This window comes from Flammeovirga sp. OC4, assembly GCF_000812565.1.
Taxonomy (GTDB): Bacteria; Bacteroidota; Bacteroidia; order Cytophagales; family Flammeovirgaceae; genus Flammeovirga.
In genome coordinates this window covers 47,594-73,917 of record NZ_JTAM01000037.1, presented here as the reverse complement: position 1 = coordinate 73,917, position 26,324 = coordinate 47,594, and the positions used below count along the sequence as shown (strand labels likewise).

The window sequence follows — 26,324 nt, the reverse complement described above, 5'->3', positions numbered from 1 at the left end:
TTAGAATTATGTTAATATCTTGCAAAAAAGCTACTGAATTTATTGAGAAGAAAGATATCTTCGGCCTCACAAAAAAAGAGCAGTTTCAGCTTGATCTTCACGTATTTTTATGTGCAAAATGTAAAAAGTACCAACGTTTATCTGAAGAACTAGACCATACTTTAAGACATTTTTTTATGTCAAAAAGCGATGAAGAATTAAAGCTTTCGGATGATAAAAAAGAAAAAATAAAGGATGCTCTAAAAAAATAATTATTTTTTTTGTAAGGTTTTTTCTTGTTGTACGACTAATGAATGAAATTAAAAATGGAAATAATTAATTGGAAAAATAAGAAACATAGATACCTAATTATCAATCAAAAATAGGCTACACTTTTATAAAGGTAGCCTTATTTTTTATCTAAAATTTATATCCTTAGCTTTTGTCTTCTTTGGCTAGAAGGTAAGCACCAGCGTGAAGCATTTCATAAATCACATAATAATACCCTCCAAGTGGGTGGTCCTCATCGTATTTATCAGCCTCATTTAACATTTCAAAAGCAGTCTCGATTACTCTTTCTCTATATTTTCCTGAGATATATTCTTTGGCAATTTTAGCGGCAGCTTCATGCTCTGATTCCTTTGATAGGTCTTTGTACTTTTTCAGAAGTACGGCGATTTGATCATTCATGCAGCAAATGTAGAGTTATTATTTATTCTAGTCAAATTGGTATTTATTTCTAAATAATTTAGTTTTACTCAAAAGATAATGTTACGGTGTATTAAATAGTGAACTTTTTATAATTTGAACAAAGCATTCTAATTCTATTCTAAGACCTAGTCCCTCAATACATAAGCTACCATAACATTATTTATTTAAATAAATAAATGGCAAACTTTAACTAAAAATGCGTAGTAAACTATTACTGTTATTGTACTTTATATTAGTGTCTTCTTTTGTTAAAGCACAAGAATTTTCACACGGTGTTCCTATTGAACAATACGAAGCACTTCTTGATTTTTATGATAGTCTTAATGGAGATAATTGGAAATCGAATGATAATTGGAAATCTGATCTTGATGTTTCAGAGTGGGAAGGAATCAAGTTAGAGTACTTCTTAGGAGAGAGTGGAGAAACCTACCTTGGAGTGTCAGAGATTATTTTAAACTTTAATAACCTCAGAGGACATGTGCCTTCATCCATTGCTAATATAAAAACATTGCAAAGCCTGAATCTTCAGACGAATTATATTTTATCGATCCCCCAGTCTATTTATAGTATTGAAGGAATGTATTCGTTGAGGCTTTCCAGGAATAGAATTACGGATTTGCCAAAAATGGAGGCAGGGCAGTGGGCATATTTGAGATACCTTGATCTTTTTGAAAACTTACTGTCATTTGAAGATTTTGATAATTTGGATTTGTCTGCAGTAAAAGACCATGAAGAGATTAAAATGTACTCCATTTACGATGATTTTAATGAAGAAAGAGCACTCTTTGCGACGTATGACCCAGTACAGAAAAATGTAACATTATCTTCTAATATTGGAGGGGAAAATACCGAATATAAATGGTATAAAAATGGAGAGTTAATGGATTTAGATACGGAAAGTATCACTTACAATTACGAAGAGAATAAAGGTGACGAATACTACTGTGAGTTAGTCAATAGTGACTATGAAGTAGCATATAAAACTCAAATACACAAACAAAGAGTTCCTTATAAAATTACTCTTACCAGTGATGTTAATTTAGAAAACTTACTAGATCCCTATTTTTATATTTCAGGGCCTTTCGAGAATCCTTTTGTGAGAATGGAAAAAACAGAAAATGGTTATGAATGTTGGGTAGAACCATTTTTTGATAATTTCGATATCGTAGTCATGTACTTCAAAGATGATTATCGTAGAGAAGTGTCTGAATTCCTGGAAGTAAATGCTTATTCTTCAACATTTTCAACAGATGCTTTTCAATGGCTAAATTCTAATCATTATAAGTTGAACGTACCTCCTTTAGAATTAAGAGCATGGGATGATTTAAGAGCTAATACAGGAGGGGGATTGGAAAGCTCTTTAGGAAGAGAATACTTGAATGATAATTTCAAGGCTAAAGATATTTATGGTCATGAATACATTCGAACAGAGAAAATCGACTTTTATTACAGTATTTCTTATTTGGTCATAGGAGATTATATCAAGTATTTTAATCATTTAAAAGAAATTGACCTTGCCGCTTTGGTCATAGGAGATGTTGATACTGAATCATTTCAACGATTAGAAAAGTTAGAGAAAATATCGATCTACTATTCTTCTTTTAAGAATAATAGTGATATGAAAATACCAGCCGTACCTACACTGAAGAGTTTAATACTGAATAAGACGGATGGAGCAGGCTTCTTAAGAAATAATTTATCGAAGCTTGAACAACTTGAAACACTGATGATCAAAGAATCAAAAATTGATGAAATAGTGGGCAGTTTACCAAGTACATTGTCTTCAGTGAAAATTATTGATTCTCAGGTGGGTAATTTTAGTTTTTTGGAGAATGCTGAAAGTTTGTTAGAGCTTTTTTTAGTGGGTTTAAATCTTAGTGAAATACCAGAAGAGGTTTGTACTTTACGCCAGCTTACTAATTTGGATGTCTCAAATAATGCATTGGATTTTAAAGATTATGATTTTTTCGTAGAAAAAATGAAGGATATAAACCCCTATGTCTTTATCACAATGAAAAATCAGGAGAAATTAAAAGAGAGTATCAGTTATCAGTTTGACTATGATAGTTTGCATTTGATTGCGACCATTGACCCCAAATATGCTAATGAAGAAACAACAATTTATCAATGGAGTTCGGCGGGTTCTTGGTATTATAATGCCACGACCGATACAAATTCTGTAAGAATCCCTTTTGATGTGGTAAAATCAGGGTTTGATCTAAGGGTAACATTAAACCATAAGAACAATCATACTCTTAAATTGCTTACTGAAGATGAGGAAATGTTAATTCCTAAAGTAACTATTGGGCTTCCAGCTAATCATTTCATCGCCGATAAACCTAGTGTAAGATTGGTTGGTGATTTTGAACAGGAAGTTGTCACCGGAAAATTCGATGAAAAAACAAATCATTATTATTTCCAATTTTCATCAGTACAAGTTACCGATACTTATAAGTTTGTAGAATATGTTGATCAAAATACCATTAGAGAAGAGGTTGATGATGAAGGAAAAGTTTTTGATAGATTTTTAGTAAAATCTGGTTTGGTGTCGAATGATACTATTTACATAGCCCCAATAAAGGGGTGGTCCAATCATTCAATTATTGTAGGCGATTTACTGTTACCAACATACAATCGATTAAAACGTTTGTACGAACATTTTAATTTATCACAATATAAAGTTTTTGATAGTTGGTTTATAGAAAAGGATTTAAATGATTGGACTGCATTAGAGTTTAAAGATTTTGAAGGAGGTGATGGTAGGCTATATAAAGATGTTTATGGTATTGGCGATAATTCTTTTAGGGAGGATCAAGATTATTTCCACGGAAAATTACCCTCATTTATCGCGGACTTTAAACGTTTACATCATCTCCACATGTCTTACCAATCCATTACAGATATATCACCGGCTATCACGCATCAATTGAGTTCCTATCAAATTAAGTTGTCTTTTTGTAAGATTAAACCAGAGACTTTTAAACGAATCTATGATGAAAATAAGGAACTTTCTTTCTTTGGAGCTATTAATTTCTTTGGTCAAAGAGGTAACATGGAGGATTATGAAATTCATTATGATATCAGTGATACAACTTTCGTTTATTCTGTAAATGATCAATTATTAATTGATGATGAGTATTTTTCTTCTTATTGGAATTATAATGAAAATGAAAATCTAAGTACAATTACAAAAGACAATTCAAATATTGGAGAAAGTATATCTTTTACGGTTCATCATAAATCATCAAATAATTATCGTTACATGCTTCCAAGAATGCAACATGAAGGAATTATAAAAACGATAATTCTACCCCGTCAAGAAACAGACCCAGATACCTTGTTGGCGGAAGGTATTATCAATGGAGGTGTAGTTCCTGTAGAGTATGATGCAGAAAATGATAATTGGTTTTTCACCATTCCTGAATATATAAAGCAGGCTGAAATTGTTTTGGTAACAAGAAAGGACGATCAAGCATCATATGAATTCAATGAACTTGGTACGCCAAATATTAGGGTAATTGATTTGACTGTTCAAGACGATAATATCTATTTATCTCCTCTTCAATCTTTTTCTGAATTTATCTCGACAGATTATATGCCAGTTTTAGAATATAATTATTGTAAAAAGTTACTAGAAGAGTTAGGGAGAGATGATCTGGAAGAGTTGTTTGCTTATTCTTATCATGATTTCTATATAAGTAGAAATGAAGGTTATATTAATGATAGAAAATACCTTTTTATGTCTAAAATTGATGATGAGAAAGGTGATTTGAAAAGCATACCAGAAGGAATAAAATATTGTGTTAAACTAAAAGAAATTGAATCTCGATATTCTCGATTAAAGGAAATTCCACCCTTATTCGAGACGTACAATGAGTTAGAAGAAGTAGATTTTTATTTTAATAAACTCACTTTTTATCATTTAAATAAACTCAATAAAAAGCATGCGTTAAGCCCAATAAAAAAACTGAATCTTACTAATGATTCTTTTGAACTTATTCAGGTTGGAGATACAGTAAAGCTCAAAGAAGAGTATATGCATGATCCTAAAACAATTTTTAGATGGAATATTTATATTAATTCAAATCTAAGGATGGTAGAAACAGCCACCCCTTATATCATTATCGACCAACTGGAAAAAGCTGAGGAATTACGATATATGGTTTCATTAAAAATGCTGAATGAAGATTATATATCGATTCAGTTACGATCCAATCAATTGTATTTAGAAAATGATATTGTCAATAGCCTTGAGGAGCAATGGGCAATGTCTTCTCCTTATCCTAATCCATTTAAGGATCAGATTTCATTAGATTATCAATTTGAAACCATTGAAATCTATACTATCAATGGGCAATTAGTTTACACTGGAGGTAAACAAAAAACAATCAATTTAAGCCATTTAAAAAGCGGAGTTTATCTACTTAAAGCAAAAAATAATACCATGGCTAAACAGTATAAAATTATCAAAAAATAATGTTGACATATTTATCAAAACAGTTGGTCATGAGATTTTTTATATTAATTCTTATGATTGGAATTTTCTCTTGTTCAAAGAATGAAAATGACCTTTTAGATGAAGAACCAGAAGAAATTCCAGAGGAAATTATACCTCCTAGTTTTAGATTCTACGGTTTGAATCGTATCTCAAAAGATTCCGTTCATGTATTATTTGAAATAGAAGAACCTATTGAACACAAGGTAGAAGAGATAGGAGTGCTCTTTTCGCAAGATAAAAATTTTGATATAGACCAAAGTCTTAAGGTCCTTTTGGATTCAAGTAGTGGATACCCAGTACAAAAGACTACACTTGTTAAGAAACATGATTTTGTAATTGATAATGAGATTTATGCTTTAGGTTTTGTAAAAACTGAAAATGAAGTATTTTATTCTGATACTTCGATTACACCTTATAGAGCCATTTATTTTTCGGAATTACTGACTTTAGATAAACCGTCATATAGTTGGGGAGACTCCCTTTTAATAGCTTATAAAGCAGGATTAGATGAAGTAGTTTTGTTAAGAGGAGGAAAAGTATTTGATAGAGATATAGATCATGAAGGTACTTATAAGGATCTAATGCTTTATGAAGAAGACCCGAAACCATCTTCTTACTTTTCCATTTTGAACGGCAATATATATGAGTCCAATAGGCTTTATTTTGATTATAATGTACCAAAAGTATTATCATTTTCTCCCCAGAAATTATATGGTGGTGAAAGCTTCGTCATTGAAGGTGTTAACTTCGGTACTGAATATAGGACAACTAAGCTGTTTGCCAATAATAAAGAAATAGCGGAAGGGTTTGATTTTAGACAGACTAATACAAAGATTGAATGCAGAATTCCAACCAATATCGGGGATAGAAATATACAGCTAAAGTTAAAGGTACATGGCCATGAAATTTTATTGGGAGAACGATACGAAGTGCCTTATGTTGAAATTGATTCTATGTCTTTAGATACCTTATCAGAAAAAAATTATTCAGTTTATATATATGGGAAAGGCTTGATTGAAAATAGTTCTAGTAAGCTTCGACTTTATGTAGATGAAGAGGAATTACCAGATGAATTTTATTCTGTAAGCTCTTTGGGGAATCGGATTTATTTTAATTATAAAGATTACTTAGTTGCAGAACGTTATGAAAATATTCCGCTGAGAGATTTAAAGATTAAAGTACAAAGAAATGATACCTTCTCTAATGAGTTTACAATTCCATTTAGAAATAAAGGCTACTTTACTAGAATGAAGGACTTTCCTGGTGAAGCAAGATGGGGAGGAGTGGCATTTGCAGTCAACGGAAAAGGTTATTTTGGTTTGGGGGCAACTTCCAAGAAAAGTGGTTTCAAAAAAGATATATGGGAGTATGATACAAAAAATGATACATGGACAAAGAAAACGGACTTCCCTGCAGTGGGTAGAGTGAGAGCGTCTGAATTTACCATTGGAGATAAGGCGTATCTAGGTTTAGGAACACATGATTTTTATATGTTTAATGATAAACCTAATGATAGAGACAAGAATTTTAACGATTTCTATGCTTACGATCCGGCGTCAAATACTTGGGAGGAAATCACAAATTACCCGGGACACCCCGCTTACTCAGTCAGTGCATATTCAGATGAAACTAGAAAACTAGGCTACCTTGCTTATGGTTTAAGAGGTGTGAAATCAGGAAGTCCTGTTCTGAATGATCATCAAAATAACGAGGCTTGGATATACCATCAGGCTTCAAACACTTGGGAAGTAATGCCTCGTTTAACAGATTTTGTAAAAAATAATGGAGGACCATCGTTCTTGTACTTAGGTTTGCAAATGGGTGTTGTCGATCGAAGACATATTATACCGATAAGAGCGGGAGGTGCACTAGGAGAAGTAGTTGGTAATGATGTTTATTTTGGATTGTCAACGCGAAATACGGGATATCATGGTGCTTCAGTACTATTAAATGATAATTTATATGGATTCTTTGGGAACTCAGGTTATGGATATGAAACTACGAACAGTTTTGGGTTGATCTATAAAGGTGACGATAACAGTCATAGTGCAGATAAAAAACAAACTGAATTGATTGAGTATGGTATGGGGATTACAGCTTTTGAAGTAGATGGGAAAATCTACCTTTTGGGAGGGTGTAAGATGAGTGAAAATGGAGTAACATTAACCAATGAAGTGTGGTGTTATGACCCCAATGGATTAGATTAACAGTATTGTTAAGCCGTTTATAAAAGGATCTAATCCCTAGTAATAAAAAACTTACTATAAAGATATTAGGAGAGTTTTTATCTAAAATCACCAATGAGTTTTATTGATTCATTGGTGATTTTCTATTTATAAATAGAATTATAGATTCAATTATGGAAAATTCTATAGAAATTTCCCCACATTCAGAAGTATTTATACCATCTCTTTGTACTACTTGAAACATTCTCATACTTTTGCACCTTAATTTAGAAATACTCATAACAAGATAATGATTACAGTTTCAAACTTAGGAGTTCAATTTGGTAAGCGTGTGCTCTTCCAAGATGTAAATCTTAAATTCACAGAAGGTAACTGCTACGGTATCATCGGAGCAAATGGTGCAGGTAAATCCACTTTCATGAAAACACTTTATGGTGCACAAGACCCTACAAGAGGTAGTGTATCTATTGGTAAAGGTGAAAGACTTTCTGTTTTAAAGCAGGATCACCACGAGTTCGACGAATGTACGGTGCTTGATACTGTAATGATGGGTCATGACGAATTATGGGCGATCAAAAAAGAGCAAGAAGAACTTTATGCAAAAGAGGACTTCAATGAAAAAGATGGTATCCGTATTTCAGAATTGACTGAGCGTTTTGAGGATCTTGATGGATGGAATGCAGAGTCTGATGCAGCCAACTTATTGAGTGGTTTGCATATCTCTGAAGACTTGCATTACTCTACAATGTCTAACTTAAGTGGTAAGCAAAAAGTACGTGTTCTTTTGGCACAAGCTTTATTTGGTAAGCCAGATAACTTATTACTTGATGAGCCTACCAACGACTTGGACCAGGAAACAATCTCATGGTTAGAGGATTACTTGGCCAACTTTGACAGAACGGTATTGGTAATTTCCCATGACCGTCACTTCTTGGATTCAATCTGTACACAAATTGTAGATATTGATTTCCAAAAGATCTCATTGTTCTCTGGTAACTACTCATTCTGGTATCAGTCATCACAATTAGCATCGCGTCAGCAAGCACAACAAAACAAGAAAGCTGAAGAGAAAATCAAAGAATTGAAAGAATTCATTGCTCGTTTCTCTGCTAACGCCGCTAAATCAAAACAAACAACTTCTCGTAAGAAGATGTTGGAGAAATTGAACGTTGAAGAGATTCAACCTTCATCAAGAAAATACCCTGGTATTATCTTCACTCCAGAAAGACAAGCAGGTAACAACATTTTAGAAGTAGAAGGTCTTACAAAGACGATTGACGGTGACGTTGTCTTCAAAAATGTTGAATTCAATATGCAGAAAGACGATAAAATCGTTTTCATTTCTAGAGACCCTAGAGCGATGACGGCTTTATTTGAAATCTTAAATGAGAATGACACTGATTACGAAGGTGAATTCAAGTGGGGTGTAACAATCACTACGGCTTATTTACCACTAGAACACGGTGAATTCTTCGAAAATGACTTAAACTTAGTGGACTGGTTAGGTCAGTACTCACACGATACTTCAGAAGCATTTATCAGAGGTTACTTAGGTAAAATGTTATTCTCAGGTGAGGAGATCTTCAAGCAATCATCAGTACTTTCAGGTGGTGAGAAAATGCGTTGTATGATGTCAAAAATGATGTTATCTGACGCTAACTGTCTTATCTTAGATTCACCAACAAACCACTTGGACTTAGAGTCAATTCAAGCATTGAACAACTCATTGATCAAGTTCCCTGGTAATATCTTGATGTCATCTCATGACCACGAGGTAATCCATACAGTTTGTAACAGAGTAATTGAATTAACGCCAAACGGTATCATCGATAGACACATGCCGTATGACGAGTATATTAACTCTGAGCAAATCAAAGAATTAAGAGAAAAATTATATGCAAAATAGCATTTAATCATAGATCTTTTAAGAGCATCAAAGTGGTATATCCATTTTGGTGCTTTTTTGTTTAAAAAAAATGGGGAGATAAGGATTGGTCACTAATAAGATTATCTTTTAAATTGTAAGCATCATTTACACGATCACGAAACGAAGAAAAAAGCATGATAGTTAAAGGAGATGAATCTAATCCACTTTTGTTTTTCGAGCACCTCGCCCAACAATTCAATGGACATTGGGACGGAGAAGAGTTTTCATTTGATAACGCTATTGGAAAGTTGACATCTTTGACTTTCGGATATATGAATAGCATTTATATTGGTATTACAGAGTTGGAGCTAAATGAAGAAATGGTGTTTGAAAATAACCCTGTTTCTGATCGTCAATTTGTGAGTATTCGTATCGGCCTTATCGGTGGCTTTAACAATGAAAATGCAAATCAAAAAAATAGCATTTATATTTATAACAATCTTCAGAAATTTAAAATAGTATACCCTCCAAATGTAAAGATGAGTTGGTTTTTTATCCGTTTCCCCAAAGAGGTTTACGACTTACTAGGGACAGATAAGTCCTCTGATTTCTATCAATTAATATCAAATCCTAAACCATGGTTTTATTATAGTCCAATGCTTTTGGAGATTGATATTTTAATTAATGAAATGTATAAAGTCATGGACGATATGGAAGTGAGAAGAGGGTTGTTTTTAGCGAAAGGAATAGAAATAATCACCAAACTTAGAGCACATGGAATTTCTAATAAGTTAAAGAATATTGCCTATGACATTCATCCTGATGATTTAGACACGATGCTAAAATTGAAAGATGAAATAATTGCCGACTTCACTAAAATCCCTAATGTAGCAGTGCTTAGTGCCTCAAAAGGAATGAGTAAATCTAAGCTACAGAGAGGATTTAAAAGTGTTTTTAAAATGCCAATTCTACAGTTTTTTAATCATCAGAGAGTATTGGAAGGACAAAGAAGAATCAGAACCACGAATCATGATTTTACTCAGATTGCGATTGAGCTAGGGTATACTGATTTATCACATTTCAGTAGAGTGTATAAGCAGTTTCTTGGGAAAAGACCTTCGGAAGAAGTTCGTGAAAGCAAGTAATGATCCTGTTGCTGTAAAATGTAAAGCTGAGCAGAAATATTATAATAAAATTAGGTTTCCGTAACAATGTTCAAATCCAAAGGTGATTTTATTGATTTTCAATAAGAATAAGCACTTCAATACGTATGATTTTTTAAAGTAAAATAATATATTTATTAGAGATCCAAAAAGAACTATTAATTACCGTCTAGGTAGTTTACCTATATTTTAAACATTGGTAATTAACGAACTATAATTTGACCCTTAATTTTGAATTTTAAAGCATCTTATTCTTCAATTCAAAACCATTAATTATGAAAAATATATTAACTGTCTTTCTCGCAATCTTTGCTCTGTCTTCGTATGCCCAAACAGAAATTGAGAATGAACCTTATGAATGGCCTTACAGTATGCCTATTTGGGGCAAAAAAGCCGCTGAGAGAGGATATAAAATACAGTTACCTTATGGCTTGAATGTCAATTATGTCTATAATAGAATGGACCTTGAAATTAGTTCTTTTGATATGTCAATTGGGGATGATCCTAATTCAACTTTAAATCAATTGATCTCAGAATATGTGACCTTGGAAAACTTGAATTTCAATAATACTATAGCAAGAACTAGCGGGATGAATATACGAGGTGATATATGGCTTTTTCCATTTCTAAATGTCTACGGTATTTATACGAATAGTACAGGTACAACAGAAGTTTCTTTACAGCCAAGATGGTTTGATGAGGATGGAAACCTTGTGATTTCATTGCCTGAGATAACAAGTATAGTAGATTTTTCTGCTGATTCTTATGGATTTGGTTCTACAATAGTAGGTAAACTTTATAAAGATTATTTTTTCTCTATTGATGGTAATATAACTTGGTCTTACTCTGAATTGTTAGAACAGCCTGCTGTATTTACCGTACTTTCGGCTCGTGTAGGTGATAGAATTCGTTTTAAGAATGGAAGCATGTTGGCATTATATGTAGGGGGGATGTACAGAGGCTTTGTCAATCAAAAAGGGAATAACGGAAATATAGCTATTCAAAAAGCATTGCCTAATTTGGGGGCAGAACTGTTGCCAGAAATAGACCGCCGTGTGACAGCAAATAATGAGGAAATTGCAAGTCTAGATCCTAATAATCCCGTAGATAGAATTCAAATTGCGAAATTAGAAAAGCAGAATGAAATCCTACTTGGAATTGAGACCGCTGTAGAAGGATTATTGTCTTCTGATGTTAATTATGGGATTCAAAAAGACATTATCAATCACTGGAGTGTTCAATTTGGGTTTAATTATGAAGTCAACCAAAACTTTACTTTAAGAGGGGAATTCGGCAAAGGGACAGGGAACGATTTTGTAATGATGGGTATGCAATATCGATTTGGTATCTAAGAATTCTTCTTCTTATAAAAGATAGCTCAAGATGTTCTACCTTGAGCTATCCAACAGTCAAATTTTAAAAAGATTATTTTGATAAGCTTTTAAACTCATCAATTAAATTAAGCGTCACACTCTTAAGTAATCCAGTATATTTCGAATTCTTTACCTTATAGTTGGAAGTTACGGCTGTACCAGAATCTTTCCCTACATCCAATGTCTCATCTAGAGAGTAAAGGTTCGCTACCGTTTTTTCAACTCTACCTTTGCCGATTTCTTTACCATCAGCATAGATAGTAACCGTAGCTGGAGTATAAGGTCTTTTCTCATCCATAATCACTGTTGCCTTGATACTTTTTGTTCCTGCAGGAATTTTAGCGGATGATTTGATAGAATATTTATCTACCGAGTTACAATACTCATAATATGCATTTCCGCTTTTGTCTACCCTTAAAACAAATCCTGCAAAACGACCACCTTGTGTAATTAATACCCCTTGATCTCCTCTCTTATAACCTTCTAAATTCGCTTCCAATGAGTGAGACTGGAATTTAGTAAACGGTGTAGCACCTTCAGGAATTCTTAATCCATTTGGATAAGTGAATGTAGTAAGACCAGTGGTCAACGAAGGTCTGAATGTAGATCTGAAACGCTCCGCTCTACGGTCATCGATTGGTAAAGCATTACCTTTAGCCGCTTCTGCAAAGAAAATATATTTCATATACTCCAATTTTGCAGGCATTTCTTTTGCTAAGTTTTTAGACTGAGAAAAATCTTCTTTTAAGTTATATAACTCCCATTCCATGTCTGTTAAAGCGATATCATCTGCAGCAAATTGCCAAGGGATAGTACGTAACGCACCTGCCCACCATCCATCGTGGTAGATACCCATATTACCGAAGATTTCGAAGTATTGAGTAGTGTGCTGTTCGGCTGCTGCTTCGTCATTGAAGGAGTACGCTAATGAAGTACCATCTAAATCTTCTTGGTGAACACCGTCAATAGTTTCAGGCATTTCAACTCCTGCTAATTCTAAAATTGTAGGAGCAATATCTGTAACATGAGAGAACTGCGTTCTTACTTCCCCTTCACCTTTGATTCCTTTTGGGTAAGAAATCGCCATTGCATTACGAACACCACCTAAGTGAGAAGCTACTTGTTTTGTCCATTGGTAAGGAGAGTTCACTGCCCAAGCCCATGCAGCTGGCATGTGGTTGAAGTAGTCTTCAGTACCTAAACGATTTGATTTTACAGCTTCCACTTTGTCTTCCCATCTTTCAGGAATACCATTAAAGAATGCCATTTCATTTAATAAACCTTCCTGACCACCTTCAGCAGATGCACCGTTATCACCAGCGATATAAATGAAAATAGTATTGTCTAATTTACCCATTTCTTCCACTGCATCATAAAGGCGTTTGATTTGTACGTCAGTATGCTCCGTAAATCCAGCAAATACTTCCATCATACGAGCATAAACCATTCTTTGCTCATCAGTCAATGAATCCCATGCCGGTAATGACTCAGGACGTGGTGTCAATTTAGAGTCAGCTGGAATAATACCTTTGTCTTTCATGTTGTTGAAAGCTTGCTCACGGTAAACATCCCAACCTTGATCAAATTTACCTTTGTACTTTTCAATGTACTCCGCAGGAGCTTGATGAGGAGCGTGAACTGCACCAGGAGAGAAGTATACTAAGAATGGCTTATCAGGAGCAACTGCATTTACTGATTGAATATAGTTGATTGCTTTATCAGCCATATCCGTTGTCAAGTGATATTCAGAACCATCCGCATTTGTTTCAGGAGCAGTAATTCTCTTACGATCTTCAACTAAGGCAGGGTGGAATTGATCTGTATCTCCACCTAGGAAACCATAGAAATAATCAAAACCTAAGTCATTTGGCCAACGGTCAAAAGGACCTGTAAACGATGCTTCCCAATCTGGTACATTGTGGTTTTTACCATACCAAGAAGTCGAATATCCTTTTTCTTGAAGGACTTTGGCGAAAGTACCTGTTTCCTTAGGCATTTTCATAGTATAACCATCGTTACCAGTACCTAACTCCATGATAGCACCTGTTTCTGCTTTATGGTGATTTCTACCTGACAATAAAGCTGCTCTTGTTGGTGAACAAAGTGCCGTAGTATGGAATCTAGAATACGTCAAACCTTTATCCGCGATTTCATCAAAAGCAGGCGTTTCGATCTGACCACCCATATGTCCCATTTGTGCGTATCCTACATCATCCAATAGAATCAAGACAATGTTAGGAGCATCTTGTAAATTATTTTCTCTGAAGTTCAATTGAGCAGGTGCCGAATCTTTTGACTCATGAACTGTTAATCCTTTTACTTCTTGTGCTTTTATACTAATCGGTAAAATAACTGTGATTAGTAAAACAGATAGTATTTTGTGTAATTTTCTACTTGTAAACATACTTTTTTGGTTTGTTGATGTTACAAATGTAGAGGCTAATAGGGGTAGAATGATAGCATGATTGAATCATTCATTGGTATGAAAGAGGCAGATTTGATTTCAATTTTTATTGCGATGTATAGTTTTTGCAATTTAATTTCTCATAGAAAACATCATTTTTAATTATCTTGTAAACCTAATTTTATGATGAATCATGGAAGAAAAAATAATTGAAGTAAGTTCGGATGAAACGAATCCCTTGTCCTATTATGAATTCATAAGAAAAGAGTTTGGAGCTACTGTTGAAGGGAATCATCTAATGCTTGAAAGTGAAAAATATGGTTCACTTGATATGATATATTATGAGTATTTTCCAAGGTTGATTTGTGGTGTGACAAGCTTAAAATTGAAGATGCCATTTCGTATTTTAAACAGTACGGTAAAGGAGGATAAGTACGTCAGTATTAGAATCGGGAATTCAGGTAATTTTACTTCCGAAACTAAAAAGAAGTCCACACTTGTAAACGCACTATATGTTTATAATAGTAATCAAGAGTTTTATATTGATTACCCCATAAACCAATCTATTCGATGGTATTATCTCCGAATTCCAATCCAAATGATTAATAAATTTATCGAGCCTGGAAATGACCAACTCAATGAATTGATCAATAAAGAAGAACCTTGGTTTTACTATGATACATTGACTGATCAGCTAGATCGGATTATTAACGAATTGGATGTATATATTCAAGATCCTCTTATCAAAAGAGGGATGCTGTTTTCAAAGATGATAGAGATTTTGATTCTCCTACAAAAGAAATCTTATGAAGATGGTCTAGAAAACATTGTTTATGGGGTTCAAAAAAATGACTTAAATAAGATGTTTCTTTTGAAAGAGGAGCTATTATCAGATTTTACTAAAGTCCCAGATATTAAAGCTTTGATGGTTTCTTATGGAATGAGTGAATCTAAACTTCAGAAAACCTTCAAAAAAGTATTTAAGAAGCCTATACTTCAATTTTTCAATCACCACCGATTAGAAGAGGCAAGGCAGATGATCATGAATTCAGACAAAGATTTGAGCCAAATTAGTTTCGAATTAGGGTATTCCGATCTTACTCATTTTAGCAAAAGGTATACATCAAAATTTGGTGAAAGGCCATCTGTAACACGAAAAAAGTCAGCAGAAAATCCACTGACTTTTTAACTAATAACTTAATTATCAAACTTGTAAACTAAAAATTCGTAATCTTTCAATCAGAATTTCTGCAATCTTTTGAGGTCCTACCTTCAATCTTCTTTCTTCTTCGTTTTTGTCTTGAAACAAAAAGAAGCAAAAAATTCAAGGCTTAGAAGTCAAAAGCTAAATTCCATTTCTCTCGCCTATTGAAAGGATAACTCGATCAAAACTTCATCGTTTTGAGATGCTCAAACAGCAAAATCATTTTTAACGGCTCACTTCATGAAATTCTTGATGCTTTTCCCTTCAAGGCCGTGGAAATTCTAGCAAATAAATTAGGTAGAAAGCCCACTAGCGCGAATGTTAAGCGTTAGCGACATTCGTGTCTTACAGATCATCAGAAATCTCCTGATTTCTAAAAACCATAAATATTCGAAAGTTGTAGTCTACAATGAGTTTAATTATCAAACTTGTAAATTGATTATTTAGAAGTTTGAGTATTACCGTACTCGTTGATCAATTCTATAGTCACCATCTTAAGTTGACCAGAGTAATCTGAGTCTTTAATCTTGTAATTTTGGCTTACAGGTGTACCCGTATCCTGTCCGATATCTAATGTTTCATCGAGAGAGAATAAGTTTGGAATTGTTTTCTCTACACGTCCTTCTCCGATTTTTTTACCATCAGCATAAATAGAAATAGTAGAAGCTGTATAAGGTTTTTTCTCATCCATAATCACTCTTGCAACAACGTTTTTAGTACCTGCAGGAATTTTTGATGATGTTTTAATGCTGTATAAATCAGAAGTATTGCTGTATTCATAATGCACATAACCTGCTTTATCAACTCTTAAAACAAATCCTCCAAATCGACCACCTTGCGTAATCAATACTCCTTGGTCACCTTTTTTATACCCTTTTAATGAGGCGTCCATTGTGTGTGAAATAAACTTAGTAAAAGGTGTAGCTCCTTCAGGTAATCTCAATCCATTTGGATATTTGAATACAGTTTGACCAGCAGTTAAAGAAGGACGGAATGAAGATCTGAAACGTTCAGTTCTACGGTCATCAATTGGAAGAGCATTGGCTTTTGAAGCTTCTGCAAAGAACATGTATTTCATATATTCCAATTTCTCAGGCATCTCTTCTGCGAGGTCTTTCGATTGAGAAAAATCGTCTTTAAGATTGTAAAGTTCCCACTTCATATCAGTGATTTCAACATGCTCAGTAGACCCTGATACCCATGGAATATTTCTCATGGCACCTGCCCACCATCCATCGTGGTAAATACCCAAATTACCACCAATTTCAAAGTACTGAGTAGTATGTGTTTCTTCTGCTTCTTTGTTATCAAATGAGTACACCAAAGAAGTACCATCCAATGGTTTCTGTGCATATCCATCAATCTCACTTGGCATTTCCAATCCAGCCACTTCAAGAATGGTAGGAGCAATATCTGTAATGTGTGTAAACTGTTCTCTTACTTCTCCTCTAGACTCAATCCCGTTTGGATATGAAATTGTCATTGCATTTCTCACACCACCTAAGTGCGAAGCAATTTGTTTTGCCCATTGGTAAGGAGAGTTGACCGCCCAAGCCCAAGCGGCAGGCATATGGTTGAAGTAATCTTCAGTACCTAATCGGTTTGATTTTACAGCAGCAACTTTATCTTCCCACTTCTCAGGAATACCATTAAAGAACGTCATTTCATTTAACATTCCTTCTTGACCACCTTCTGCAGAACCACCGTTATCACCAGCGATGTAAATGAAAATAGTATTATCTAATTTGCCCATTTCATCAATTGCATCATAAAGACGTTTGATTTGTGCATCAGTATGTTCTGTAAACCCAGCAAAAACTTCCATCATACGAGCATAAACCATTTTTTGCTCATCATTTAAACTATCCCAAGCTTGTAAAGATTCGGGACGAGGAGTTAATTCAGAATCCGCAGGAATCAAGCCTTTTGCTTTCATGTTATTGAATGCTTCTTCTCTGTAAACATCCCAACCTGCATCAAATTTTCCTTTGTATTTTTCAATGTACTCGGCAGGGGCTTGGTGAGGAGCATGTGCTGCACCAGGAGCAAAATACACGAAGAAAGGTTTATCTGGAGCAACTGCATTGACAGACTGAACATAGTTGATCGCCTTGTCCGCCATATCCGTGGTCAAGTGGTAAGGAGATCCGTCCTCATTGGTTTTTGGAGAAGTGATTCTTTTTCTGTCTTCTACAAGGGCAGGGTGGAATTGATCCGTATCACCACCTAAGAAACCATAGAAATAATCAAACCCCAAATCATTGGGCCAACGGTCAAATGGTCCCGTAAATGAAGCTTCCCAGTTAGGAACATTGTGGTTCTTTCCAAACCAAGAAGTAGAGTACCCTTTTTCTTGAAGTACTTTTGCAAAAGAACCTACTTCATTAGGAATTTCAGTCGTATACCCTGAGTTACCCGTACCTAATTCCATAATGATACCTGTCTCAGCTGTATGATGGTTTCTACCTGTCAATAATGCCGCTCTTGTAGGAGAACACAATGCAGTAGTATGGAATCTTGAATAAGTCAAACCTTTATCCGCAATTTCATCAAAAGCAGGTGTTTCAATCTGACCACCCATATGACCCATTTGAGCATAACCAACATCGTCTAAAAGTACCAATACGATATTGGGAGCTTCAGTTAAATTATTCGCTCTGAAATTTAATTCTTTGGTTGGAGAATCCTCCGATTCGTGAACTGTCAGCCCCTTTACATTTTGAGCTGAAGCCATGAATGGTAGTGCAGTAGCTATGATTGCTGTGCTTAATACCGATTTTAGTTTTGTATTTGTAAACATAATAATTGTAGTTATTGAGAGTCAAAATTAAGAGGGGAGACTCCATTTTTATTGTTATGTTTCAATATTGAATTGGTACAAAACAGTATTTTGGTGGTAAGTAGCTTTTATACTACAATTGAGGGATTCTTTGAATATGTATCCATTTTCACTAATTTATATTAGTACCAATACAACTACTTTACATGAAAAACAAAATCAGAAAGTGGGGAATTCGAACACTACTTTTTATACTACTTGGCTTTGTGTCGATTACCATAACGATGTTAAATCCCAATCTCCTTTATGCTCGAAAGACACAAATCGGGAATTATACGATCTATCATGAAAAGGAATTACATCAACGATTTGAACAAAGATTAAAAGCCATTGATTCAATTTTGGTCGACAGTGAATTATACGATAGTAAGCTGGAGCTGAAGGTTTGTTTAGGTAATGATGCTTTATATCCTCAATTCATGAAAACGATATGGGGCAATGCTTTTGGATGGGGAATGTACAATATTGCCACTTTAAATGGAGCCATAGATATACAGCAAAACATCATTGAACTCCACGGTTATCAATGGAACTTTGAACAACTACTATTACATGAACTAACACATTGCTTACAATTCAATGCATTCGGTTTTTGGAACTCTAATCCACTAGCAAAACACCCCGAGTGGAAATGGGAAGGCTATGCTGAGTATGTTGCAAGGCAGGGAAAAGGACAGCATTCTCTATTAAAAAATATGGAAAGAATAGAAAGTGCAAGAATGGTTGCCCCTGATGAATGGGGAGTTTTTTTTGAAGATAAAACCGTAGCTCCTAGAGTTTATTATGATTACTGGTTGATGGTTCAGTATTGTATGGAAGTGAAAAAGATGTCTTATAAAGAGTTGTTGAAAGTGAATTTAAAAGAAGATGAGGTTAAAGAAGAAATAATGGTGTGGTATGAGTTGAAGAGTATTAGATGATTATTATAGCTATGCTGTTTCAATTTGTACTCTGTATTATAAATACATGACTTGATTTATATTTCGCAGTTTTTATATTACCAAGGAAACTTCTTTAGCGTTTTTATGAAGTAATCGTTAATAATTAGAATTAGTATTTAAAATTTAGCCCCTAAAAATAAGGTATATGAAAAGAACTGACCATACGATTTTAACTGTTAATGGAGATGAAACTAACCTGCATGATTATTACACTAAGTTGAAAAAAAACTTTGGAGGAGAAGTTTCTCAAAATGAGTATCATAATGACAATGATGAGTATGGAAAGATGAGTACTTATTTTTACAGTTTCCTTCCTGGGCTTGTTTGTGGTTTTACTAGTCTAAAACTGAAAGTGCCAATTAAAATCATTAATCAATCCAATCGAGAGAAAAAATACATTAGTATCCGTATAGGTAGACCTGGTGACTTTACTTCAGAATCAGCTCAAAAATCTAATCTGAAAAGTTCAATTTACCTGTATAATAGTAATCAACAGTTTTCGATTGATTATCCTATTAATCAAGAAATGAGGTGGTATTTTGCGAGAGTACCTGAAGATATTTTTTATTTACTTTCAGATGATAGTGAAAATAGACTGAAGGAATTGATAAGACAAGAGGATGCATGGTTTTATTATTTACCACTGACTCCTCGCTTGGACAAGATAGTTACAGAGTTGGATGAATATATTCAAGATGAACGATCAAGAAGGGGGATGCTGTTTTCGAAGATGATAGAAATTATTACAATCGTGAAAAATAAAAGTGAAGATGAAGGATTTGAAAATGTAATTTTTGGAGTACATCACGATGACATCAATTTAATGATCAGAATAAAAGATGAGATCCTTTCTGACTTAAAGCAGGTACCTAATTTGAAGGCCTTAACGTTAAAGCACGGGATTAGTGAATCCAAGTTACAGCGTGTGTTTAAAAAAGTATATAAAAAACCGGTCTTTCAGTTTTATAATCACATGAGATTGGAAGAAGCAAAACAACAGGTCATCGGAACAAAAAAAGAACTTGGGGCAATTAGTTTTGATTTAGGTTTTACCGATCTTACCCACTTTAGTAAAAGTTATTATCAATATTTTGGGGAGCGACCTTCTGTAACAAGAAAAAGTCAGCAGGAGGCCCGCTGACTTATCTACATTATTTGTTACAAATACGTGGGTTATTATTTTGTAATAGTATTATCTTTAAACTCGTTAATTAGTTCTAATGTCACTTTGTTTAAAATACCAGTGTACTTAGAACCTTTCACTTTATAATTATCAGTTACTGGAGTTCCTGTATCTTGCCCGATATCCATAGTTTCATCTAGAGAGAATAAGTTTGGAACAGTTTTACCTATTCTGCCTTCACCAATTTTTTTACCTTCAGCAAATAAAGTCACTGTAGAAGGAGTATATGGTTTTTTCGCATCCATCACTACTTTAGCTGAAATATTGGTTGTTCCTGGCTTAACCCTAACATTAGATTTTATAGTGAACTGATTAACAGTATTACTATATTCATAATAAACATATCCTGCTTTATCGACTCTAAGTACGAATCCTGCAAAACGACCGCCTTGCGTGATGAATACCCCTTGATCACCTTTTTTGTAAGGTTGAATAGAAGCTTCTAATGTATGGGATTGGAATTTAGTAAAAGGAGTTGCTCCTTCAGGAAGTCTTAAACCATTAGGGTAATTAAAAGTAGTCTGACCTGCCGTTAAAGAAGGACGGAAAGTACTTCTGAAGCGTTCTGCTCTGCGGTCATCAATTGGAAGAGCATTGGCTTTAGCGGCTTCAGCAAAGAACAGATATTTCATGTATTCTAACTTCTCGGGCATTTCTTTTGCCATGTTTTTTGATTGAGAGAAATCAGAATTCAAGTCATATAATTCCCACTCCATGTCTGTGATAGAAACATCTTCAGAGTCATACAACCAAGGGATAGTGCGTAGTGCTCCAGCCCACCAGCCATCATGATAGATGCCTAAGTTACCAATAATCTCAAAGTACTGAGTGGTATGTTGTTCTGAAGCTTTTTCGTCATTAAACGAATACACTAAAGATTGACCATCAAAAGGAACTTGAGTATGTCCATCAATTTGTTTTGGCATTTCTAAACCTGCTACTTCAAGAATAGTAGGTGCAATATCAGTTACATGAGAAAACTGAGTTCTTACTTCACCTCTTCCTTCAATTCCTTTTGGATAAGAGATTGCCATTGCATTTCTAACACCACCTAAATGTGAAGCGATTTGCTTTGACCATTGGTAAGGAGAATTGACAGCCCAAGCCCAAGCGGCAGGCATATGGTTAAAATAATCTTCTGTTCCTAAACGGTTCGTTTTTACAGCTTCCACTTTGTCTTCCCATTTTTCTGGAAAACCATTGAAGTAAGCCATTTCATTTAATAAACCATCCATTCCACCTTCAGCAGAAGCACCATTGTCACCAGCAATATAGATAAAGATGGTATTGTCCATTTTACCCATATCTTCAATGGCATCGTATACACGTTTCACTTGTGCGTCTGTATGATCTGTAAATGCAGCAAATACTTCCATCATGCGTGCATAAACCATTTTTTGTTCCTCATTTAAGGTGTTCCAAGCAGGTAGTGATTCAGGACGTGGTGTTAATTCTGTATCAGCAGGAATGATTCCTTTTGCTTTCATGTTATTGAATACATTTTCTCTGTAGACATCCCATCCTTCATCAAATCTTCCTTTATACTTTTCAATGTATTCCTTTGGTGCTTGGTGTGGTGCATGAACTGCTCCAGGAGAAAAGTAGACAAAGAAAGGTTTGTCAGGTGCTACGGCATTGACAGACTGAATATAATTGATTGCTTTATCCGCCATATCCGTAGTGATATGATATTCAGAACCATCTGCATTTGTATCAGGAGCAGTGATTCTTTTACGGTCTTCTACTAAGGCTGGGTGGAATTGATCCGTATCGCCACCTAAGAAACCATAGAAATAATCAAATCCTAAATCATTTGGCCAACGATCAAAAGGTCCCGTAAATGATGACTCCCAGTTGGGAACGTTATGGTTTTTACCATACCAAGAAGTAGAATACCCTTTTTGTTGAAGCACTTTGGCAAAAGAACCGACTTCTTGAGGAAGTAATGTCGTATAACCGTCATTACCTGTACCAACTTCCATAATTGCACCTGTTTCTGCTTTATGGTGATTTCGTCCTGTGAGTAAAGCGGCTCTAGTCGGAGAACATAAGGCAGTGGTATGGAAACGACTGTAGGTTAAACCTTTATCTGCTACTTCGTCAAATGCAGGTGTCTCAATTTGTCCACCCATATGCCCCATTTGAGCATACCCAACATCATCCAACAATACGAGGACGATATTGGGAGCTTCATCTAATTTATTTTCTCTGAAATTTAATTGCTTAGTTGGAGAATCCTCCGATTCATGAACTGTAAGTCCTTTCACTTGTTGCGCTTGTGAAGTAAATGGAACGATTACAGATAAAAGTGCAATACTTATCTTTTTTCGAATATTCATCTTATCAATATTTGTTACTTCACAAAGGTGAGATGATTTACGCTTTAGTAACTAGAATAAAAAAGTTATTCATTGGTAAATAACAGTCATAATTGATGGTTTTTGTTTATTGATATGTTCTTTTTTAGGTGATTAATTGAATGTTTTGTTCTAATTTGATTATGATATTGGATAGGATTAATAGATAAAAAACAACCCTCTCATTGACGTTATTTCACGCCTATGAGAGGGTTGTTCCAGATTTTTACTTGGTTATTTACCTAGAAGCACTCTCACCATTTACTTTCACCAATAAGAATCTAACACCCCAGCCTGGGATATTTTCACCTTGTTGGAATGAGCCCATATTGTCACCATTGATATTTGAAAGGTATACTTCCTCCACTTTATCTGAAGAAGTCCATTCCAAAACAGAATCACCGGCGTTGGCATTTAATACCGTCAATAAAACATGCTCTTGATCCATTGGTCTCGAAGCAGTGATGATTAGATCATTTGCCGTAGGCTGAATAAATGCAGTGTAGTTGTCGTTTGCATTTTCAGAAATTAAGACCGGCTGAGCTACTGCCATACTGAACTTTTTAGCATCAGTAGAAACATAAGCACCGTGAGGTCTTAGCATAAAACGGAATGAATGCCAACCTTCTTGAGAAGCTTTATAGTTGGTTTCCCAATAGTTATTCATTAAATAAGCATAAATCGTTTGAGTAGGCTTTACTTCTTGAATCCAACCGTACGATAATGCATCCGTTGTAATTTCCCCTAACTCAATCATTGGAGCATCAGGAGTAACCCAAGTGACACCGTGATCAAGGTTTGAAACGTCTGCATAGCGTTGTACAGTGAAGTAGTTTTTACATGAACCTTGTAATTGTTCTTTTTCAGGAATATACTCACCAAACGGAGCGTCAATTCTCACAGTTCCATTATTGACATTGAAAGGGAATGCAATATGAACACCTTCAGGATCATATACATTGGTTTTGTTGATCTGATTATCAATTTCCACTACCTCTGAATAAGCATTAACCTCGAAAGTACGCTTCCATTCTTCAGTGCCTGGAGCAGATGAACTCACTTCAATAATGCTAACTAAGTCACCTTTTTCTAACCATTTGATTTGAATATCATTTGATGTAGTTAATGGAGCTTTAGGATTTCTTCCAGCCACATAATAGTAGTCATTCAGTCCTTTTAATTCAGTGTTATCCGAAAGTTCTTTCTTTCTTACTTTATCAAAAAGTGAAGCTACGCTACCATTTTCAGCATTGATTTCTAATTTGATGAAATCGTTCTCAATTGTATTATCAGCTACTTTCAATGCTTTTTGACCTTTACACTTCTTACAGTTTTTACAGTCCTTGCATTTCTTACATTCTTTACTGCATTTCATTTCAGCAGTTGAGAATAATTCCAACTGACCATAAGCTGGTAAGTGATCTACATAAACCGCCAATTCACCGTTACTCAAACGCTGAGTAGGGTAGTATTTTCCATCTTGATCTGTGATATAATCACCATTTGAAGTTTTCTCAGCACTTAATTTTACTAATTCAGAACGGTCCCAGTTCAATGTATTGGTCAATAAAATACCTTTTGTCTTTTCACCAATCGCTAATGCTCTTTCTAATAATTCATCCGCAATTGAATCCGCTTTGATCGCGAAAGATTGTTTTACGGCCCATTGAGAATGAACGAAATCCGCCTCAGGTTCTGAGATAGAGTTGTAAGCACCCCATGTATGTTCGTTGTATAGTAAAACGTATCTCCAAGCTTGCTCGAACGTTGCATTTGGAATATCAGCACCGTTTAATGACATAATTGTCATCGCTTGAGAAAGTTTCTCTGATGCATTTCTCACTAAAGCAGTTTCAGCAGAAGTTGATCCAGCACCGTCTTCCCAATAAGGAGTGAAATCTCCTTTTACTACAGGAAGTTGATCACCATACTTTTCCTCAAATGCTTTGAAAGATTCAGTTGTAGTAGACAACATTACTTTTGGTGTTTCATACGTATCGTTCCATTCCTTTACCGTTTCAGAAATGCCTTGATCCACAGGACCATTGTCTGAACCTACAGTATAACGTAGCGTTGTGATATCATAAGGATATGTTCTTTCATTCAATTCATTTAAGTAATCAAAAACAGATTTTGGTGTCAATAAGACTTTCAAATCAGTAAAACCTAAACCAGTGTGGAAATGACTGTATCCTTTTTCATGTACCCATACCATTACTTTTTCTTCACCTGAAGGAGAAGACCAATAGAATGGACGGTCACCCCAAGTAGAAATTGTACCACCAATTCTGTGGAATACATTTGTACCTGCTGAAAGATATTTTACTCCTGAATGTGCTAAAACTGGCACCAATCCCCAAGTGTAACCAGGAACGTCAGTAATCATTGCCGACTCTAAGTTGGTATCCGTTTCATTGGCCACTTGTAATGCATCAAAAGTAGACTCTACCAATTCTTGTGGGTTTGATAGACCTGTCAACATGTTACCGTAAAGACCATTCAATTCTATAGAACCGTTTTTCACTGCCTCCATAAATGCTTTTCGCTTCTCAGGAGTAGTATTTTTAAGGTAGCTTTCCACTGCCCACATAACTTCCACGCTCCACTTGAATTGAGAACCTTCAGGATAATCAGCTGTTTTTTGACTCATCATTACAGCATCATCCAAGTTGTCCCATTGCATTTTTTCTACTTCATCTTGTGTATGCGTATAGCCAATATCAACATGTGAGTGGTGTAATAGATAAACCGTATAAGGTTTTACAGGATCTACTTCCAATGTTTGCTCGTCCAAAATCGTTTTGCCTACCGTAACTTTAACGGGGACAGAAGTTGTTTCTTCGATTTTTGGAATGTTGATTCTAAATACGTTTGCTCCAACATTTAGCGTTACTTTTTCTTTTGATTTACCCGCTGTGATGGTCGCTTTTACAGGATCACCGTAGTGTAAGATGGTTGTTCTTAATTGCTGTTGAGGACCTTTTGCAGATTTGATCACCGCAGGTTCTTGTTTCCAGCTTACATTACCATCCACTCCATATTTGAACATCATAAACCAGCTTGATTTACCGATGCTTGGAGCAACTACTTTCATTTTTACAGGTTGACCTTTTGGCAAATCTTCTGCTTTAATTTTCAAGAATCCATACCCAAACATATCACTGTAGGCATCGATCATTGTTCCTTTAAAAGTCAGTTGAGAACCATTAGGTCCCTCTGCTTTTACATCTTGGAGGATGCTTTCTTCGGGAGCTTTAAAAGTAAAGTATTTTTTGTCATTAATATAAAAATCAAATTCATACTGTGCTCTGTCAATATCTACACCCATGATGACGCCATATTCAACGTATTCACCATTAAAAGAGGTAGGTACTGCTTCCGCTTCCCATTCCATTTCGTTTTTCCCTTCAGTACATCTCACCAACATGGCTTGATTGGCATCTTCCTGGGGAGATTTATAGGGCATGATATCACCGTTGATATAGTCGGTGTAGCCCTTTAAAAAAATCTTCTCTTGTCCATAGCTAAATTGTATTGTGATAATACTTAAAAGCATTACCCAAAAGTGTTTGTAGTTAAGTTGATTCATTCCAGTTAATCATTAAGTTTAAACATATGA

Annotated in this window: 14 protein-coding genes; 9 read left to right on the top strand and 5 right to left on the bottom strand. The window is 34.9% G+C overall.

The features are described 5' to 3' along the window. Window positions 1–8: 8 nt before the first annotated feature. Window positions 9–251 carry a hypothetical protein gene (locus PL77_RS18290; RefSeq protein ID WP_044208546.1) on the top strand — a complete coding sequence of 81 codons (243 nt, stop codon included), beginning with the start codon at window positions 9–11 and terminating at the stop codon, window positions 249–251. Window positions 252–414: 163 nt separating this feature from the next. On the opposite strand, the gene PL77_RS18285 is transcribed toward PL77_RS18290, so the two are convergent. Next, complete coding sequence (locus tag PL77_RS18285; RefSeq protein WP_044208545.1) at window positions 415–669, bottom strand: hypothetical protein; 255 nt, start codon at window positions 667–669, stop codon at window positions 415–417. A gap of 217 nt (window positions 670–886) precedes the next feature. Between PL77_RS18285 and PL77_RS18280 the strand changes: the two genes are divergently transcribed. The 5 genes from PL77_RS18280 (at window position 887) to PL77_RS18260 (ending at window position 11,756) form a co-directional block, all read left to right on the top strand. Further along, entirely contained in the window at window positions 887–5,167 is a 4,281-nt protein-coding gene (locus PL77_RS18280; RefSeq protein ID WP_082026618.1) for a T9SS type A sorting domain-containing protein, read from the top strand. Window positions 5,168–5,196: 29 nt separating this feature from the next. Further along, a complete protein-coding gene (locus PL77_RS18275; protein ID WP_172665897.1) occupies window positions 5,197–7,395 on the top strand; it encodes an IPT/TIG domain-containing protein in 2,199 nt (732 codons plus the stop codon). 268 nt (window positions 7,396–7,663) lie between these two features. After that, window positions 7,664–9,280: an ABC-F family ATP-binding cassette domain-containing protein gene (locus PL77_RS18270; protein WP_044208539.1), complete on the top strand. Its 1,617-nt coding sequence runs from the start codon at window positions 7,664–7,666 to the stop codon at window positions 9,278–9,280. A gap of 155 nt (window positions 9,281–9,435) precedes the next feature. After that, the gene (locus PL77_RS18265; protein ID WP_044208537.1) at window positions 9,436–10,386 is read left to right on the top strand and encodes an AraC family transcriptional regulator; all 951 of its coding nucleotides are present in this window, start codon (window positions 9,436–9,438) and stop codon (window positions 10,384–10,386) included. 293 nt (window positions 10,387–10,679) lie between these two features. After that, window positions 10,680–11,756: a hypothetical protein gene (locus tag PL77_RS18260; protein WP_044208535.1), complete on the top strand. Its 1,077-nt coding sequence runs from the start codon at window positions 10,680–10,682 to the stop codon at window positions 11,754–11,756. A 73-nt stretch (window positions 11,757–11,829) separates the two neighbouring features. On the opposite strand, the gene PL77_RS18255 is transcribed toward PL77_RS18260, so the two are convergent. Then, window positions 11,830–14,181, bottom strand: a complete 2,352-nt coding sequence (locus tag PL77_RS18255; protein ID WP_044208533.1) for an arylsulfatase — start codon at window positions 14,179–14,181, stop codon at window positions 11,830–11,832. A gap of 193 nt (window positions 14,182–14,374) precedes the next feature. Between PL77_RS18255 and PL77_RS18250 the strand changes: the two genes are divergently transcribed. Beyond that, window positions 14,375–15,370, top strand: coding sequence for an AraC family transcriptional regulator (locus PL77_RS18250; RefSeq protein WP_044208531.1), 996 nt, complete (start codon window positions 14,375–14,377; stop codon window positions 15,368–15,370). 454 nt (window positions 15,371–15,824) lie between these two features. Here PL77_RS18250 and PL77_RS18245 read toward each other — a convergent pair whose 3' ends face one another. Next, a complete protein-coding gene (locus tag PL77_RS18245; protein ID WP_044208530.1) occupies window positions 15,825–18,185 on the bottom strand; it encodes an arylsulfatase in 2,361 nt (786 codons plus the stop codon). A 185-nt stretch (window positions 18,186–18,370) separates the two neighbouring features. On the opposite strand from PL77_RS18245, the gene PL77_RS18240 reads away from it, so the two are divergent. After that, window positions 18,371–19,144 (top strand): hypothetical protein, encoded by a 774-nt coding sequence (locus PL77_RS18240; protein ID WP_156152419.1) that lies wholly within the window; start codon window positions 18,371–18,373, stop codon window positions 19,142–19,144. A 166-nt stretch (window positions 19,145–19,310) separates the two neighbouring features. Further along, window positions 19,311–20,306 (top strand): helix-turn-helix domain-containing protein, encoded by a 996-nt coding sequence (locus tag PL77_RS18235; RefSeq protein ID WP_044208528.1) that lies wholly within the window; start codon window positions 19,311–19,313, stop codon window positions 20,304–20,306. A 35-nt stretch (window positions 20,307–20,341) separates the two neighbouring features. Here PL77_RS18235 and PL77_RS18230 read toward each other — a convergent pair whose 3' ends face one another. Together PL77_RS18230 and PL77_RS18225 are read right to left on the bottom strand one after the other, a co-directional pair. Then, window positions 20,342–22,687: an arylsulfatase gene (locus PL77_RS18230; RefSeq protein ID WP_044208525.1), complete on the bottom strand. Its 2,346-nt coding sequence runs from the start codon at window positions 22,685–22,687 to the stop codon at window positions 20,342–20,344. Between the two features lie 256 nt (window positions 22,688–22,943). Further along, window positions 22,944–26,294, bottom strand: coding sequence for a glycoside hydrolase family 38 C-terminal domain-containing protein (locus tag PL77_RS18225; RefSeq protein WP_044208522.1), 3,351 nt, complete (start codon window positions 26,292–26,294; stop codon window positions 22,944–22,946). Between the last annotated feature and the right edge of the window lie 30 nt (window positions 26,295–26,324).

What these genes read in the sequence shown, in the direction of transcription:
- PL77_RS18290 (WP_044208546.1), top strand. Translation starts at nt 9, where the DNA reads ATGTTAATATCTTGCAAAAAAGCTACTGAATTTATTGAGAAGAAAGAT.
- PL77_RS18285 (WP_044208545.1), bottom strand. Translation starts at nt 669, where the DNA reads ATGAATGATCAAATCGCCGTACTTCTGAAAAAGTACAAAGACCTATCA.
- PL77_RS18280 (WP_082026618.1), top strand. Translation starts at nt 887, where the DNA reads ATGCGTAGTAAACTATTACTGTTATTGTACTTTATATTAGTGTCTTCT.
- PL77_RS18275 (WP_172665897.1), top strand. Translation starts at nt 5,197, where the DNA reads ATGAGATTTTTTATATTAATTCTTATGATTGGAATTTTCTCTTGTTCA.
- PL77_RS18270 (WP_044208539.1), top strand. Translation starts at nt 7,664, where the DNA reads ATGATTACAGTTTCAAACTTAGGAGTTCAATTTGGTAAGCGTGTGCTC.
- PL77_RS18265 (WP_044208537.1), top strand. Translation starts at nt 9,436, where the DNA reads ATGATAGTTAAAGGAGATGAATCTAATCCACTTTTGTTTTTCGAGCAC.
- PL77_RS18260 (WP_044208535.1), top strand. Translation starts at nt 10,680, where the DNA reads ATGAAAAATATATTAACTGTCTTTCTCGCAATCTTTGCTCTGTCTTCG.
- PL77_RS18255 (WP_044208533.1), bottom strand. Translation starts at nt 14,181, where the DNA reads ATGTTTACAAGTAGAAAATTACACAAAATACTATCTGTTTTACTAATC.
- PL77_RS18250 (WP_044208531.1), top strand. Translation starts at nt 14,375, where the DNA reads ATGGAAGAAAAAATAATTGAAGTAAGTTCGGATGAAACGAATCCCTTG.
- PL77_RS18245 (WP_044208530.1), bottom strand. Translation starts at nt 18,185, where the DNA reads ATGTTTACAAATACAAAACTAAAATCGGTATTAAGCACAGCAATCATA.
- PL77_RS18240 (WP_156152419.1), top strand. Translation starts at nt 18,371, where the DNA reads ATGAAAAACAAAATCAGAAAGTGGGGAATTCGAACACTACTTTTTATA.
- PL77_RS18235 (WP_044208528.1), top strand. Translation starts at nt 19,311, where the DNA reads ATGAAAAGAACTGACCATACGATTTTAACTGTTAATGGAGATGAAACT.
- PL77_RS18230 (WP_044208525.1), bottom strand. Translation starts at nt 22,687, where the DNA reads ATGAATATTCGAAAAAAGATAAGTATTGCACTTTTATCTGTAATCGTT.
- PL77_RS18225 (WP_044208522.1), bottom strand. Translation starts at nt 26,294, where the DNA reads ATGAATCAACTTAACTACAAACACTTTTGGGTAATGCTTTTAAGTATT.